The organism is Maritimibacter alkaliphilus HTCC2654, from assembly GCF_000152805.1.
In the GTDB taxonomy this organism is placed as follows: Bacteria; Pseudomonadota; Alphaproteobacteria; order Rhodobacterales; family Rhodobacteraceae; genus Maritimibacter; species Maritimibacter alkaliphilus.
On sequence record NZ_CH902578.1, the window covers coordinates 130414 to 143569 of the forward strand.

At 64.5% G+C, this 13156-nt stretch carries 16 protein-coding genes; 11 read left to right on the forward strand and 5 right to left on the reverse strand.

Going from position 1 to position 13156, the window contains the following annotated elements:
• Both RB2654_RS01705 and RB2654_RS01710 read right to left on the reverse strand, forming a co-directional pair.
• Positions 1–432 (reverse strand): hypothetical protein, encoded by a 432-nt coding sequence (locus tag RB2654_RS01705; protein ID WP_008327961.1) that lies wholly within the window; start codon positions 430–432, stop codon positions 1–3.
• 91 nt (positions 433–523) lie between these two features.
• Positions 524–1015 (reverse strand): DUF6869 domain-containing protein, encoded by a 492-nt coding sequence (locus RB2654_RS01710; protein WP_008327963.1) that lies wholly within the window; start codon positions 1013–1015, stop codon positions 524–526.
• Positions 1016–1109: 94 nt separating this feature from the next.
• On the opposite strand from RB2654_RS01710, the gene RB2654_RS01715 reads away from it, so the two are divergent.
• Positions 1110–1544 carry a GNAT family N-acetyltransferase gene (locus RB2654_RS01715; protein WP_008327965.1) on the forward strand — a complete coding sequence of 145 codons (435 nt, stop codon included), beginning with the start codon at positions 1110–1112 and terminating at the stop codon, positions 1542–1544.
• Here the strand turns inward: RB2654_RS01715 and RB2654_RS01720 are convergent.
• Both RB2654_RS01720 and RB2654_RS01725 read right to left on the reverse strand, forming a co-directional pair.
• Positions 1541–2146, reverse strand: a complete 606-nt coding sequence (locus tag RB2654_RS01720; protein ID WP_040884272.1) for a hypothetical protein — start codon at positions 2144–2146, stop codon at positions 1541–1543. The two genes, RB2654_RS01715 and RB2654_RS01720, sit on opposite strands and share 4 nt — an antisense overlap.
• 48 nt (positions 2147–2194) lie before the next feature.
• Positions 2195–3808, reverse strand: a complete 1614-nt coding sequence (locus tag RB2654_RS01725) for a peptide chain release factor 3 (RefSeq protein ID WP_008327969.1) — start codon at positions 3806–3808, stop codon at positions 2195–2197.
• A gap of 206 nt (positions 3809–4014) precedes the next feature.
• Here RB2654_RS01725 and RB2654_RS01730 point away from each other — a divergent pair, with 206 nt between their 5' ends.
• The 3 genes from RB2654_RS01730 to RB2654_RS01740 all read left to right on the forward strand — a co-directional run bounded on the left by RB2654_RS01730 (position 4015) and on the right by RB2654_RS01740 (position 5728).
• Positions 4015–4647, forward strand: coding sequence for a hypothetical protein (locus RB2654_RS01730; RefSeq protein WP_008327971.1), 633 nt, complete (start codon positions 4015–4017; stop codon positions 4645–4647).
• Between the two features lie 53 nt (positions 4648–4700).
• Positions 4701–4964: a DUF7218 family protein gene (locus RB2654_RS01735; protein WP_008327973.1), complete on the forward strand. Its 264-nt coding sequence runs from the start codon at positions 4701–4703 to the stop codon at positions 4962–4964.
• Positions 4965–5110: 146 nt separating this feature from the next.
• Positions 5111–5728, forward strand: a complete 618-nt coding sequence (locus RB2654_RS01740; protein ID WP_148912534.1) for a HupA family protein — start codon at positions 5111–5113, stop codon at positions 5726–5728.
• Between the two features lie 57 nt (positions 5729–5785).
• Here RB2654_RS01740 and RB2654_RS01745 read toward each other — a convergent pair whose 3' ends face one another.
• Positions 5786–6805 (reverse strand): Hint domain-containing protein, encoded by a 1020-nt coding sequence (locus tag RB2654_RS01745; protein WP_008327988.1) that lies wholly within the window; start codon positions 6803–6805, stop codon positions 5786–5788.
• A gap of 254 nt (positions 6806–7059) precedes the next feature.
• Between RB2654_RS01745 and RB2654_RS01750 the strand changes: the two genes are divergently transcribed.
• The 7 genes from RB2654_RS01750 (at position 7060) to RB2654_RS01780 (ending at position 13046) form a co-directional block, all read left to right on the forward strand.
• Positions 7060–7839 carry an SDR family oxidoreductase gene (locus tag RB2654_RS01750; protein ID WP_040884274.1) on the forward strand — a complete coding sequence of 260 codons (780 nt, stop codon included), beginning with the start codon at positions 7060–7062 and terminating at the stop codon, positions 7837–7839.
• Positions 7840–7927: 88 nt separating this feature from the next.
• Complete coding sequence (locus RB2654_RS01755; RefSeq protein ID WP_008327993.1) at positions 7928–9052, forward strand: ABC transporter ATP-binding protein; 1125 nt, start codon at positions 7928–7930, stop codon at positions 9050–9052.
• Between the two features lie 121 nt (positions 9053–9173).
• Entirely contained in the window at positions 9174–9389 is a 216-nt protein-coding gene (locus RB2654_RS01760) for a twin-arginine translocase TatA/TatE family subunit (protein ID WP_008328002.1), read from the forward strand.
• 35 nt (positions 9390–9424) lie between these two features.
• Positions 9425–10168 (forward strand): Sec-independent protein translocase protein TatB, encoded by a 744-nt coding sequence (gene tatB, locus RB2654_RS01765; RefSeq protein ID WP_008328003.1) that lies wholly within the window; start codon positions 9425–9427, stop codon positions 10166–10168.
• Positions 10165–11088, forward strand: a complete 924-nt coding sequence (gene tatC, locus RB2654_RS01770; RefSeq protein ID WP_008328005.1) for a twin-arginine translocase subunit TatC — start codon at positions 10165–10167, stop codon at positions 11086–11088. The genes tatB and tatC overlap by 4 nt, the downstream gene beginning before the upstream one ends.
• Positions 11088–11930, forward strand: coding sequence for an ATP-binding protein (locus tag RB2654_RS01775; RefSeq protein WP_008328007.1), 843 nt, complete (start codon positions 11088–11090; stop codon positions 11928–11930). The genes tatC and RB2654_RS01775 overlap by 1 nt, the downstream gene beginning before the upstream one ends.
• 111 nt (positions 11931–12041) lie before the next feature.
• Positions 12042–13046 carry a fatty acid desaturase gene (locus RB2654_RS01780; protein ID WP_008328009.1) on the forward strand — a complete coding sequence of 335 codons (1005 nt, stop codon included), beginning with the start codon at positions 12042–12044 and terminating at the stop codon, positions 13044–13046.
• Positions 13047–13156 lie beyond the last annotated feature (110 nt).

A 13156-nucleotide genomic window follows, 5' to 3' on the forward strand; every position in this document is an offset into this window, starting at 1 on the left:
TCACAGGTCGGCGATCCGTGCCCCGCGCAGGATCGCCGCCTGCCACGTCTCAGGGTCGTCGACCAGTTCAAGCGCGCCGATGACGGAAATGCGCTGGCTTTCTTCGATCAGCACGTCCTCGTCCAGCTGGATCTGGAGCGATGCGCCATGGTCGGGCTGGCCGCAGAACGGGCAGTCGCCCATATCCGACACCAACAGCAGATCGCGGCCCGCGACGCCCGGAAACATCGGCACGGCATAGCCGGTGATGCGGAACTCCTGCGCGCCGTTGCGGATGGCGTCCGGATAGGTCTTTTTGACCGTGTAGCTCGTGTCCGAAATGATTTCGTCCACCTCGATTGCGGCCAGCAGCGCCCAAGGGTCGTCATTGGCCCAAAGCGGCGTGGTCGGAACGGCGAAAGCTGCGAGAGCGAGCAGGCTGGTGGAGCGCATGGGGGCCTCACGAAAGGTCTGTTGCCAGCACCTTAGGGTGGCGCGGTCCTGGGGCAACGCCGAATTTCCGGGCGGGCGGCTTTCCGCCGGGTCAGGTGAGTCCGACCGCCGGGGGCAGGTCGTCGTTGTCGACGGCTTCGGGTTCTGCCGCCACCGCGCGGATGCGGGCTTTCAGCATCGCGGGCCCGCCGCCTTCGGCCCAAAGCATCGACAAGGCCAGCCGGAACCGCGGCGCACGGTTCGCGCGGCCGTCGATTTCGGTCAGGAGGTCGGTGCCATGACTGTCCATCAGTTCCTGCAATGGGCCTGCCGCCACGATCTCGAGGTCCTCGGGGTCGTCGCAGGCCGCAAGCACCGCGCAGATCGCATCGAACGCGAGGCCCGGTTTTCGCTGGATCAGGGCTTCGAGCAGGAGATCGGTCCAGTAGTCGGGGTGAGCGTCGAAGGCTTCGGTTTCATAGGTCGCGCGCAGGAAATCGAGGTAGCGCGCACCGAACCGGTCGAGCGGCAGGTCGCCTTCGGGAAGGCTGTCGTCGGTCACGCCGAGGGCGTCGGCGATGAAGTGGCGGTCAATGGCTGTCATCTGTGAAGGCCTACGTGATTGAGTGCGTCAAGGCGAGAGGTGGATTTGCCAACGCGCCTGTCCGAAGTAACGTCGGGCAAGGGACGGAGGTTGCATGGGCGACGATATAGACGTGCGCCGGCTGGGGCCGGTCGATATCGAGGCGATCCTTTCCAGCGACGCTTTCGATCATCCGGCACGCCCGGATCAGACCCGCGCCTTTCTGGACGCGCCCGACACGGCGATCATCGGCGCACTCGACGGCGACCGGATGATCGGGTTCGCCAGCGCGACGGTGCTTCTGCACCCCGACAAGCCGCCGATGCTGTTCGTGAACGAGGTCGGGGTGAACGAAGGGTTCCGCAAAAGGGGCATCGCCACGCGGCTGGTCGAAGCATTGATCGACTGGGCGCGCGCCTATGGGTGCGAGGGCATCTGGCTCGCCACGGAAGAAGACAACGCCGCGGCGCGCGCGCTCTACCGTAAACTGGACGCGCGCGAGACGACGGGGGTCGTCGTGTTCGACTGGGACGGCGCGCTGGAGCGTTAGGGGGCCGACAGGCTCGGATGAAGCGCGGGGATGTATCCGCCCGCAAGCGCGGTGACGGTGGGGGCGGGGGTCAGCACGGTGACCTCGCCGCGCGGGCGCGTGGCGCGGTCGCGGTAGCCGCCGGGGGTGAAGCGCCGAATGAAACCGCCTTGCACGATCCACGGCGCGCCCTCATGCCGGATGAAGGCCCAGTTGGGCAGGGTGTCTGCCAGCGCGACATGGGTGATCTGCGTGCGGTCACGCCGGACCCGCGCCCGGTGCAAAGCCCGGTCGATCTGCGGCGCGCGGTCGATGCCCGACGCCGTGCGGAACGCGTCGAATGCGTGGCGGCGGCAGTAGCCGCAGGGCCGATGCCCGGCGGCGAGCGCCACCGCTTCGTCCAGAAAGAACAGGGGCGTCCAGGCGTTCTGCGGCTGCGGCCCGTGATAGCGCCCGCGGGGGTGCTCCAACGTGCAGATGATCCACGCGTGGTGCGACCAGCGCCGTGCGCCCAGCCTCCCGGTGTCGTCGAAGGCAAGGATACCCCGGTTCCCCGTGAAGCTGCCCCGCGCGGGGTCCACGACGATCCTGCCGTCCGGCATCACGCGGTTCTGAAGCGGCACGTTCCCTCCGGCTTTGGTGCCCAAGCCTCCCGGCACCGCGCGGGGAGGTCACTCCCCATGCAATTCCTTCGTCGCGGTCAGGGTCAACTCGGGATAGTCCCGTTCGACCCGGTCGATGTCCCATTGCAGGCGCGTCAGGAAGACCGGGTCGCCGTCGTTGTCATACCCGATGTGCTGTTTGTTCGCCTCGACCAGCTTGTCCTGTGCGGCCTTGGGGCCAGAGAACCAACGGGCGGATTTGAACTGTGTCGCCTCGAAGCGCACCGGGATGCCGTATTCCAGCTCGATCCGGCTTGCGAGCACCTCGAACTGAAGCTGGCCGACGACGCCCACGATGAAGCCAGAGCCGATCATCGGTTTGAACACTTTGGCCGCGCCTTCTTCCGCGAACTGCATCAGGGCCTTTTCCAGATGCTTGGCCTTCATCGGGTCGGTCGCCCGGACGCCTTGCAGCAATTCCGGCGCGAAGGACGGGATGCCGGTGACGCGCAGCGCCTCACCCTCGGTCAGCGTGTCACCGATGCGAAGCTGCCCGTGGTTCGGGATGCCGATGATGTCGCCCGCCCAAGCCTCTTCCGCCAATTCGCGGTCGGAGGCCAAGAACATCACCGGGTTGGAAATCGCCATCGGTTTCTTAGACCGCACATGCATCAGCTTCATGCCGCGCTTGAAATGGCCCGAGGCCATGCGCACGAAGGCCACCCGGTCGCGGTGCTTGGCGTCCATGTTCGCCTGCACCTTGAAGACAAAGCCCGCGACCTTGTCCTCTTCGGGCGCGATCTGGCGCGGCTCGGCGGATTGGGGCTGCGGCTCAGGCCCGTATTCCGCGATCCCGTCCATCAGTTCCTTGACCCCGAACGAGTTGATGGCGGAGCCGAACCAGATCGGCGTCATCTGACCCGCCATGACCTCGGCCGGGTCCATCGCGGGCAGCAGCTCGCGCGCCATCTCGACCTCTTCGCGCAACTTCTCGAGCAGATGAGCGGGGACGAGTTCGGCGAGTTTCGGATCGTCCAACCCGTCTATCTTGATCGACTCGGCCACCTTGTTGCGGTCGGCGCGGTCCATCAGTTCCAGCCGGTTGTGCAGCATGTCGTAGCAGCCCAGAAAATCGCGGCCCACACCGATGGGCCACGAGGCGGGCGTCACGTGGATCGCCAGCATTTCCTGAATTTCGTCGATGATCTCGAACGTATCGCGGCTTTCCCGGTCCATCTTGTTACAGAAGGTCAGGATCGGCAGGTCGCGCATCCGGCAGACCTCGAACAGCTTCTGGGTCTGGCTTTCCACGCCCTTGGCCCCGTCGATCACCATGACCGCCGCATCGACCGCGGTGAGCGTGCGATAGGTGTCCTCGGAAAAGTCCGAGTGGCCGGGGGTGTCGACCAGATTGAAGCGGAATTTGCCGAAGTCGAAGGACATGGCCGAGGCCGAGACCGAGATGCCCCGGTCCTTTTCCATCTGCATGAAGTCCGAGCGCGTGCGCCGCGCCTCGCCCTTGGCGCGCACCTGTCCGGCCATCTGGATCGCGCCACCGTAAAGCAGGAACTTCTCGGTCAGCGTCGTCTTGCCCGCATCGGGGTGCGAGATGATGGCGAAGGTGCGCCGCCGAGCGATTTCGGCGGGCAGGTTCGGGCGGTTGGGTGTGGCGGCGTCCAGCATGGGGCGGGATATATCCTTGGCCCCTCGCGCAAACAATGGGCCTTTCAGCGCGTCATGCGCCGAGCGACATCCGCGTTTTTTGTACCGATTGTTTCAAATGCCGCACCAATTCCGCATTTCAGCCAGATTCCCCCACTAGTTCGTACACAACGAAACGAAAGAAACGAACAATTTCGTTCAACAAGAGCAGAATTAAAGAGGCAGTCATGGAACGCATCATTCGTGCAGGCGCGCTTGTGGTCCTGATCGCGGGGGCTTCGGGATGCACCGCGACCAAACAGGCGCTCGAGCTTTACGACCGGGCGACCGAATTCAACCGGATCGAGGACGTGAACGACTCGCTCGGCGCCAGTGCGGCAGCCGACATCGCGGCACGCTCCGGCACGGCGATCTACACCGGGCAGACCGGCTTCGGCGGCGTGGTCGACGACACGAACAACGTGGTCATCAGCGCCCCGATTTCCCTGACCGCCGATTTCGACCGGCTGACGGTCGAGGGCGAGATCACCGACATGATGGTCAGCGAACTGACCGATACCGAGATCGCGGACCTGAGGGCGGGGCGTGCCAAGATCAGCACGATCCTCAAATCGGGCAAGGCCGCGACCGGGACGATCGAACTGGCGGGCACCATCGGCGGGGCCGACATCGTCGTCGAAACCTCCGGCACGGCCCAGACCAGCAGCGATGCCTATGACGTGTCCGGCGACGTCGCCGGGACGTTCCGCGGCTCGGACGCGCAGGGCATCGCGCTGGACGAAACCGACAGCTTCCGCGTGACCAAGAACGGCACGGCGCTGCAACGCTCGATCTTTCAGGCCGAACTCGAAGCCGAGTGACGCCGGGAACGCGGCGCGGGTTCAGGCGTTCTTCTGTCAAAAGGAGAGTGCCCATGACCCGCGATCACGGACCCAGCATCAAGGACGACGAAACCTATCAGGCCCTGCGCGACGATGGCGCGAGCAAGGAAAAGGCCGCCCGTATCGCCAATGCCCGTGCGAACGACGACATGCAGCCGTCGAAGAAGGGCGGCAAGGCTGCGGCCTATGAGGATTGGACGAAAGACGAGCTGTATGACCGGGCGAAAGAGATCGGCATCGACGGCCGCTCCGACATGACCAAGGCCGAATTGATCCGTGCGCTTCGGCGCCACTAGGCCAGTCCCCATATCTTGCGTTTCCGACGCAGGAAAAACCCAAATGCCACGACCTGTGGCCATTTGATCCATCCCTGTCGTTTTGGATTGACCGGTTCGCGTGCTCGGCTAGCGTTACGGCAATTCAACAACCAGAAGGGGACATCATGAAACTCATTCGTACTGCATTCCTCATGGGCACGGCGGCTGTCGCCCTGTCCGGCTGTGCCGCGCTTTCGGTGCTGACTCAGGCGCAGAACTTCGCCGAGGTGAAAGACCAGGTCGACGCGCTGTCCACCACCACGACCATGCCGACCAGCGGGTTCGCCGTCTACGAAGGCAACACCGTGATCGGTGCCGATTATGGCTCCAACGACAACGTCGTGCTTCTGGGCGACGCCGAACTGACCGCGACCTTCACGTCGACGGGCGGCACGATGGTCGGCACGCTCGACAACTTCTCGGGCCTCGTGCTGACCGACGCACAGCGCACCCAAGTCGAGAACGGCAACGTGCCGGACGACATCATCAGCGCGGCCAAGAGCGCCTCGGGCGATGTCGCGATCACGGGTGGTGTCATCGCAGGCTCGGCGGTCGCCGCGAACTCGTCGGGAACCGTGCGCATGGACGGCAGCGATTTCGCCGTGTCCGGTAACTTGATGGGGGAATTCCGGGGCACTGACGCCGCGGCCGTTCAGCTGACCGAAGGCGCTACCTTCAACATGACCCGCGACGGGGTGAATCCGACGACCGGGTCCACGATCGAGGTCGACGCGGTTCAGTAAGACCGCTCGACACGACGGGGAACGAAACGGCGGCCCCTCGGGGTCGCCGTTCTTCGTTCAGTTGGATGATATCCGCCGCAACACTTCGACCGCGTCTCCGCGTCTGAGCAGGTCTTTCTCGCGCAATTCGAAGGCGTCGAGCGCGGCCTGTTTCGGCGGCAGGGCCGACAGACGCTCGGCCACCGCATCGGGCAGGGTGGCGCGCGTGACGGTGTCGGCGAACAGGCTCTCGGACGCGATCCCTTCGGCATAGATGATCTCGTGCTGGTCGAAGAGCACCTGAACGTAATCCACGAACCCGCCCGGCGTCTGCGTCACGGTCGTGCCGTTGACCAGCAACCCGGCCTTCACCAGAAGCTCGCGCTGACCCACACCAAGCGCCGAGATGCGCTGGTAGATGAACAGACGGTGGTTCGGGCTGACGATCAGGTCGTTCACGTTATGGAGCGCCCCGGCGGCAATGCGGATCGGGGCGAAAGCTCCTTCGGCCCGCACCGTCTGCATCCCGACCCAACGCACCTCCTGCGCGCCGGAATCGCGGGTCAGCACGCGGTCGCCGGGTTTCAGATCCTCGACCGGAACCTGCCGCCCGTTGGCCATGGTGATATGCGTGCCGCGCGTAAAGGAAACGGTCGCGGCCTCGGCCAGACGCTGCCGCCCGTTTTCGCGGTCGATGGTGACGAGCGTATAGGGCGTGCGCGGGGCGAGCGGGGCGAGCGGGTGCAGATAGACCTCGGCGATCGTGCCGCTTTCCCCCTCGACTTCGACGAGGATCAGCGCCTCGACTGTTTCGCCGTCGGGCGACATATAGGTCACGAGACTGTCGATGAAGACGGGCGCTCCGGGGGTGCCGACCGAGGTGGCTTCGCCCAGCGTGCAGGGCCCGTCCCCGGCCATCGCCAGCGACAGGTGAACGGGTGCGGCATCCGCCGCAAGTTCGTAGGAATCGTCGGGAACGAGGTCCGCGGCATCGGTCAGCGCGTCGCCCTCGTTGACCCCGTGGGTCACACGGAACGCGCGTGACGGATAGACCATCAATTGCCGGACCGGCAGGTGATCGTAGAGGTCTTTCGACATGGCAGCTTCCCCGGCGGGCAATTCGCCCCCGCAACATTCCTGGCGCGCCCCCACCGCCAGACTTGAAGTTAGGGCCAAGACACAGCTTTGGTCAACAAATCCTTGTTTTCGCACCGCTTTGGCCTTGAAAGGCAGGTGAATTGTCGCTGTTTGGGAAACAGATGGCGCAACGCGGCGGATTTGGCGCGGTGCCGTGGGCATGGGCGAATCGCGCGCGCGGTGCTAGCCAAAGCCTCAAACAGACGGAGGGTCACATGGATTTCGGTATCAAGGGTAAACGGGCGCTGGTCTGCGCGAGTTCCAAGGGTCTTGGGCGCGGCTGCGCCGAGGCGCTGGCCGGTGAGGGCGTGAACCTCGTCATCAACAGCCGCACCGCCGAGGTGCTGGAGCAGACGGCGCAGGAGATTCGCGATCAGTACGGGGTCGAGGTGATCGCCGTGGCGGCCGACATCACGACCGAGGAAGGCCGGGCCAAGGTGCTGGAGGCCGCCGGGCAGATCGACATTCTCGTCAACAACGCGGGCGGCCCGCCGCCGGGCGTCTGGACCGACTGGGACCGCGACGATTTCATCAAGGCCCTGGATGCCAACATGCTGACGCCCATCGCGCTCATCAAGGCGCTGGTGCCGGGGATGATGGAGCGGGGCTGGGGCCGCGTGGTCAACATCACCTCGCGCGCCGTGCGTGCGCCGCTGGCGCCGCTCGGCCTGTCCAATTCGGCACGTGCGGGCCTGACCGGCTATGTCGCCGGAACCTCGCGCCAGATCGCGAAGTCGGGCGTGACGATGAACAACCTTCTGCCCGGGATGCACGACACCGACCGGGTGAAGTCGCTGGACGAAAACGCCGCCAAGGCGCAGGGCATCAGCTTCGACGAGGCGCGCGCCAAGCGGATTGCGGGCAGCGTCATGGGGCGCGACGGCACGCAGGACGAATTCGGTGCGGCCTGCGCGTTCCTGTGCTCGACCCAAGCCGCCTTCATCACCGGCCAGAACCTGCTTGCCGATGGCGGCGAGGTGAACCTCACGATGTGAGGACGCCCTGCGACCAGTGGCCGCCCCTTTCACCGGGGGCGGTGCGCTTGCCGCTGGCCTCACCGCCTGCTATCTGCCTGTAAGTCCGATGGTTTTCATCGGATATAAGAGGCTCACTTTGACCGAGGCACCCCGGCTCGAAATCACCAACATCACCCGCCGGTTCGGCGGGCGTCCGGTTGTGGACGACGTGTCGCTCGCGGTGATGCCGGGGCAGGTGACATGCCTTCTGGGGCCGTCGGGCTGCGGAAAGTCCACCACGCTCAGGATCATCGCCGGGGTCGAACGCGCCGACGAGGGCGAGATCAGGATGGACGGCAAGCTGATCGCGGGCGGCGGCGTGCTCGTCCCGCCCGAAGCGCGCGGCACCGGCCTGATGTTTCAGGATTTCGCCCTGTTTCCGCATCTGTCGGTCGGCGACAACGTGGCCTTCGGCCTGTCGGGGACGCGGACCGAGAAGCGTCTCAGGGTGCGGGAACTGCTCGAAAAGGTCGGGCTGCACCGCTACGTCGACAATTTCCCGCATGAACTGTCGGGCGGCGAGCAACAGCGCGTCGCACTTGCCCGCGCGCTGGCTCCGCGCCCCAAGATCATGCTGATGGATGAGCCGTTCTCGGGTCTCGACAACCGGCTGCGCGACGGGATTCGCGACGAAACGCTTGCGGTTCTGAAGGACGAGGGGACGGCGGTTCTGCTCGTCACCCACGAGCCGGAAGAGGCGATGCGCATGGCCGACGAGATCGCGCTCATGCGCCGGGGCCGGATCGTGCAGCGCGGCGCACCCTACAACATCTACAACGCGCCGGTCGACCGCGAGGCGGCGGCGTTCTTCTCGGACGTGAACGTCATCAAAGGCGTGGTGAAGGGTGCCTTGACTCACACGGCGTTCGGCCAGTTCCTCGCCCCCGGTTACCCGGACGGGGCCGAGGTCGAGATCGTGATCCGGCCCCAGCACCTGAGAATCGACTTCGACCGGGGCGGACAGGGGCCGGCGCCCACCCCGGACCACGGCGTCTGGGCCCCCGCCACGGTCGCGCGCGCGCGGTTCGTCGGCACCGAATCCATCGTCGATTTCGTGATGGAGGATGCCTCGACCCTCAAGGCGACCGTTCCGAACGTGTTCCTGCCGAAACCGGGCACGACGCTGTGGGTTGCGATCCGCCGGGATCGCTGTTTCGTGTTCCCGGCAGGCGGCAAATCCGCGCAGCGGTAACGATCCCGTGCATTTTATTGCTCATGCGGCCCCTTTGGGGGTTTGATCTTTTCGGGCAAACCAATAAATACGGTGAACGCAAGGGGCGCGGGAGATGAGCGCCCCGAAAGGGAGACTTCCAATGCTGAACAACATCGGGCTTCCGGGCCTCATCCTGATCGCGGTCGTGGTGCTCGTGCTTTTCGGTCGCGGCAAGATCTCGTCGCTGATGGGCGAAGTGGGCAAAGGCATCACCTCGTTCAAGAAAGGCATCGACGACGGCAAGGCCGAGATCGAGAACGAGAAAGCTGACAGCGCGCGCGACGTGACGCCCGAGGGCGAGAAAGACAAGGCCTGAGCCTCATTCTTCCCGTCTGACAAAGGGCACAGTCCATGCTCGACATCGGTATGACCGAGCTCTTGCTGATCGGCATCGTCGCGCTGATCGTGGTGGGGCCGAAAGACCTCCCCGGCATGTTTCGCACGCTAGGCCGTTTCACCGCCAAGGCACGCGCCTTGGGGCGCGAATTCACGCGCGCGATGAACGACGCGGCGGACCAGTCGGGGATGAAAGACGCGGCCGACGGGCTCAAGGCTGCGGCCAATCCCAAGAAATTCGGAATGGACAAGCTGACCGAGGCGGCCTCGAATTTCGAGAAATGGGACCCGATGAAGCCTTCGGGCAAGGCGAAAGACGACAGCCCCAAGATCGTTGACCCTGAGCGTGAGGCCGACGTGGCCAAGATCCGCGAAGCGACGCGCAAGGCGGGTCAGGCCAAACTCGATGCCGAAAAGGCCGCGAAAGAGGCCGAGGCGGAGGGCGAGGCGAAGCCGGCCGCGAAGAAAGCCCCGGCCAAGAAACCCGCGGCCAAGACGACGACCGCGCGCCAGACGACCAAGGCCGCGCCCGCCAAGTCACCGGCTGCGAAGAAACCCGCCGCGAAAAAACCTGCGGCCAAGACGGCCACCGCGAAATCCGCGACGACGGCCAAAAGCACGACATTCAAGACCCCGGCGAAAAAGCCCACCGCGAAATCGACGCCTGCGAAAACTCCGGCCGCGAAGCCCGCGGCCAAGGCCCCGGCGAAAAAGACGACGCCGCGCAAAGCACCCGCCAAGAAGGCTGCCTCTGAATGAGCGACACCGACGAGATGGAGGCCAGCTCGGCACCGCTGATCGAGCATCTGGCCGAATTGCGCACCCGTCTGATCTATTCCGTCCTCGCCTTCATCGTGGCGATGGTGATCTGCTTCACCGTCTGGAACCCGGTGTTCAACTTCCTGACGCAACCGCTGTGCGAAGCGCAGTCTGCTGCCGGGGACGACTGCGGCCTGATCCTCATCAAGCTGCAAGAGGGCTTCTTCCTCGCCGTGTCGATCTCGCTTTTGGGTGGGCTCGTCCTGTCCTTCCCGATCATCTCCTACCAGATGTGGCGCTTCGTGGCGCCGGGCCTTTACAAGAACGAAAAATCGGCCTTCCTGCCGTTCCTGTTCGCCTCTCCCGTCATGTTCTTCCTCGGCGCGGCCTTCGCGTTCTACGTGGTCACGCCGCTGGCCTTCGACTTCTTCCTGGGGTTCCAGCAGGACGGCACGCTCACGAGCGATGGCGACATCACCAACACGACGGCGGGCGTCGCGTTTCAGGGGTCGGCGCAGGAATACCTCAAGCTCACGATCAAGTTCATCGTCGCCTTCGGGCTGTGCTTCCAGCTTCCCGTGCTGCTCACGCTGATGGGCAAGGCGGGGCTGGTGTCGTCCAAGGGCCTGCGCTCGATGCGCAAATACGCGGTGGTCGGCATTCTGGTGCTCGCCGCCCTCGTCACCCCGCCGGACGTCATCACGCAGGTGATCCTGTTCGTCGTGGTTTACGGCCTTTACGAAATTTCGATCCAGCTCGTGAAGCGGGTCGAAAAGCAGCGCAAGGAAAAGCTTCAGGCCGAAGGTCTGTGGTTCGAGGATGACGAGGAAGAGGCGGACGACCCTCTCATCGCCGAGTTCGACGAAGAAGACGGCGCGACCAAGGCCGACGACGACCCCGGCGCGGTCAACAAGGACTGATGACGGACGAGGCGCTCACCCGTATCGCCGAGGCGTTGGAACGGATCGCGCCGGCCCCGCTGGCCGCGCCCGATTTCGACGGGGCCGATGCCTTCGTCTGGCACACCGACCCGGATCGGCTGGTTCCCGTCGCCCGGGTCAACCGCGTCGACATCGCCCTTCTGATCGGGGTCGACCGCGCCCGCGACACGCTTCTCGCCAATACGCAGCAGTTCGCGCGCGGCCTGCCTGCGAACAATGCGCTTCTCTGGGGCGCGCGCGGCATGGGAAAATCTTCTCTCGTCAAGGCGGTGCATGCCGCAGTCAATGTGGACAACCCGGTGAAGATCGTCGAGTTGCAGCGCGAGGATCTGCCGAGTGTCGGGCGTCTGCTTGCCCATCTTCGCGGCAGCGATCACCGCTTCATCTTGTTCTGCGACGACCTGTCGTTCAGCCATGACGACGAGCATTACAAAAGCCTCAAGGCCGTGCTCGACGGCGGGATCGAGGGGCGGCCCGAGAATGTGGTGCTCTACGCCACCTCGAACCGCCGCCACCTGATGCCCCGCGACATGATCGAAAACGAACGCTCCACCGCGATCAGCCCGTCCGAGGCGACCGAGGAGAAGGTGTCGCTCTCGGACCGCTTCGGTCTCTGGCTGGGCTTCCACCCCTGTTCGCAGGACGAATACCTCGCCATGATCCGTGGCTATTGCGATGCACACGGCGTGACTATCGACGACGACGATCTGCGCGCGCAGGCGATCGAATGGCAGGCGACGCGCGGCGGCCGCTCGGGCCGCGTCGCTTGGCAATTCTTCCTCGATCTGGCCGGGCGGGTGGGCGTCAAACTGCCACAGTGATCGTTTACTCACCACCTGTGCCTTGCAAATCGTGAACCGAAATATAACCTCTGGCGTAATGGGTTAGACCGCAGCCACTGCCAGCGGTCTTAATGACTTTGGGGAATCATCATGGATGATCTGACCGTCCGACAGGCGTCCCGCGCCTATAACGAGAAGAACGACGCGCTTGCGTTCTTCAGCCTCGGCACGAACTTTCTGGTCTACTTCGGCTCGCTCTATCTGGCGATTCAGGCCGCGAACCTCGGGCTGTGGTGGCTCTATGCCCCGCTGGTGGTCGTCGTGGCCGTGTCGTCGGGGCGGCTTTACGTGCTCGAGCACGATTTCGGCCATCTCAGCTTCTTCTCGAAGAAACGCTGGAACGTGCTGGCGGGCCATGCCGTGTCGCCGTTCACCTTGGCCGAATTCTACACGATGCAATACAACCACGATGAGCATCACCGCCAGATCGGCAACCTCGAACACCGCGAGGCGGGCGAGATTTTCACCATGACCGTGCGCGAATGGAACGAAGCGGGGTTCTGGAAACGGCTCTACTATCGCCTTTACCGCAACCCCTTCGTGCTGATCCCGCTCGGCGCCTTCTACACCTACTTCCTCGTCTGGCGGTTCCCGAAGAACACGATGAAGGTCGCGCCGAAGTCGGTGCTGATCCACAATATCGTGCTGTTCGCGTGGTGGGGCCTCGTCTACCTGCTGGCGGGCTGGACCGGGGTGCTCACGATCTGGCTGTCGGTGTTCATCGCCGGGTGTCTTGGCGTGTTCCTCGTCTATCTTCAGCACAATTTCGAGGATACCTATTGGGATCGCCGCCCCGACCTCAGCTTCGATCAAGCCGCGCTTCAAGGCGCCTCCTGCCTGTCGTTCGGGACGTGGTTCGATGAGGCCGTGGCGAACATCACCAAGCACGACATCCACCACCTGAACGCCTCGATCCCCTGCTACAAACTGCGGCAGGCGCACCGGGAGCTCGAAGACATCTTCCCGCTCCGGCGCATTTCCTTCCGCGAGGCGCTCCATGCCTTCACGCTGAAACTGTGGGACGAAGAGACAGACCAACTGGTCCCGTTCCCCAAGGAAAGGCAGATGGCGGTTGCGGCGACGCCAGCGGAATAAGCCAGACCCACAAAGAAAAAGCGGCGTCCCTCGGGGCGCCGCTTCTCGTTTCAGGGCAGGTCACGTCCCTTCTCTGGTCCGAAAATACCTCGGGGGGTGCGGGGGGCTGG

Coding starts and splice junctions, on each gene's coding strand:
- RB2654_RS01715 (WP_008327965.1), top strand. CDS start 1,110: ATGGGCGACGATATAGACGTGCGCCGGCTGGGGCCGGTCGATATCGAG.
- RB2654_RS01780 (WP_008328009.1), top strand. CDS start 12,042: ATGGATGATCTGACCGTCCGACAGGCGTCCCGCGCCTATAACGAGAAG.
- tatB (WP_008328003.1), top strand. CDS start 9,425: ATGCTCGACATCGGTATGACCGAGCTCTTGCTGATCGGCATCGTCGCG.
- RB2654_RS01750 (WP_040884274.1), top strand. CDS start 7,060: ATGGATTTCGGTATCAAGGGTAAACGGGCGCTGGTCTGCGCGAGTTCC.
- RB2654_RS01760 (WP_008328002.1), top strand. CDS start 9,174: ATGCTGAACAACATCGGGCTTCCGGGCCTCATCCTGATCGCGGTCGTG.
- RB2654_RS01705 (WP_008327961.1), bottom strand. CDS start 432: ATGCGCTCCACCAGCCTGCTCGCTCTCGCAGCTTTCGCCGTTCCGACC.
- RB2654_RS01730 (WP_008327971.1), top strand. CDS start 4,015: ATGGAACGCATCATTCGTGCAGGCGCGCTTGTGGTCCTGATCGCGGGG.
- RB2654_RS01740 (WP_148912534.1), top strand. CDS start 5,111: ATGAAACTCATTCGTACTGCATTCCTCATGGGCACGGCGGCTGTCGCC.
- tatC (WP_008328005.1), top strand. CDS start 10,165: ATGAGCGACACCGACGAGATGGAGGCCAGCTCGGCACCGCTGATCGAG.
- RB2654_RS01755 (WP_008327993.1), top strand. CDS start 7,928: ATGGTTTTCATCGGATATAAGAGGCTCACTTTGACCGAGGCACCCCGG.
- RB2654_RS01710 (WP_008327963.1), bottom strand. CDS start 1,015: ATGACAGCCATTGACCGCCACTTCATCGCCGACGCCCTCGGCGTGACC.
- RB2654_RS01725 (WP_008327969.1), bottom strand. CDS start 3,808: ATGCTGGACGCCGCCACACCCAACCGCCCGAACCTGCCCGCCGAAATC.
- RB2654_RS01745 (WP_008327988.1), bottom strand. CDS start 6,805: ATGTCGAAAGACCTCTACGATCACCTGCCGGTCCGGCAATTGATGGTC.
- RB2654_RS01735 (WP_008327973.1), top strand. CDS start 4,701: ATGACCCGCGATCACGGACCCAGCATCAAGGACGACGAAACCTATCAG.
- RB2654_RS01775 (WP_008328007.1), top strand. CDS start 11,088: ATGACGGACGAGGCGCTCACCCGTATCGCCGAGGCGTTGGAACGGATC.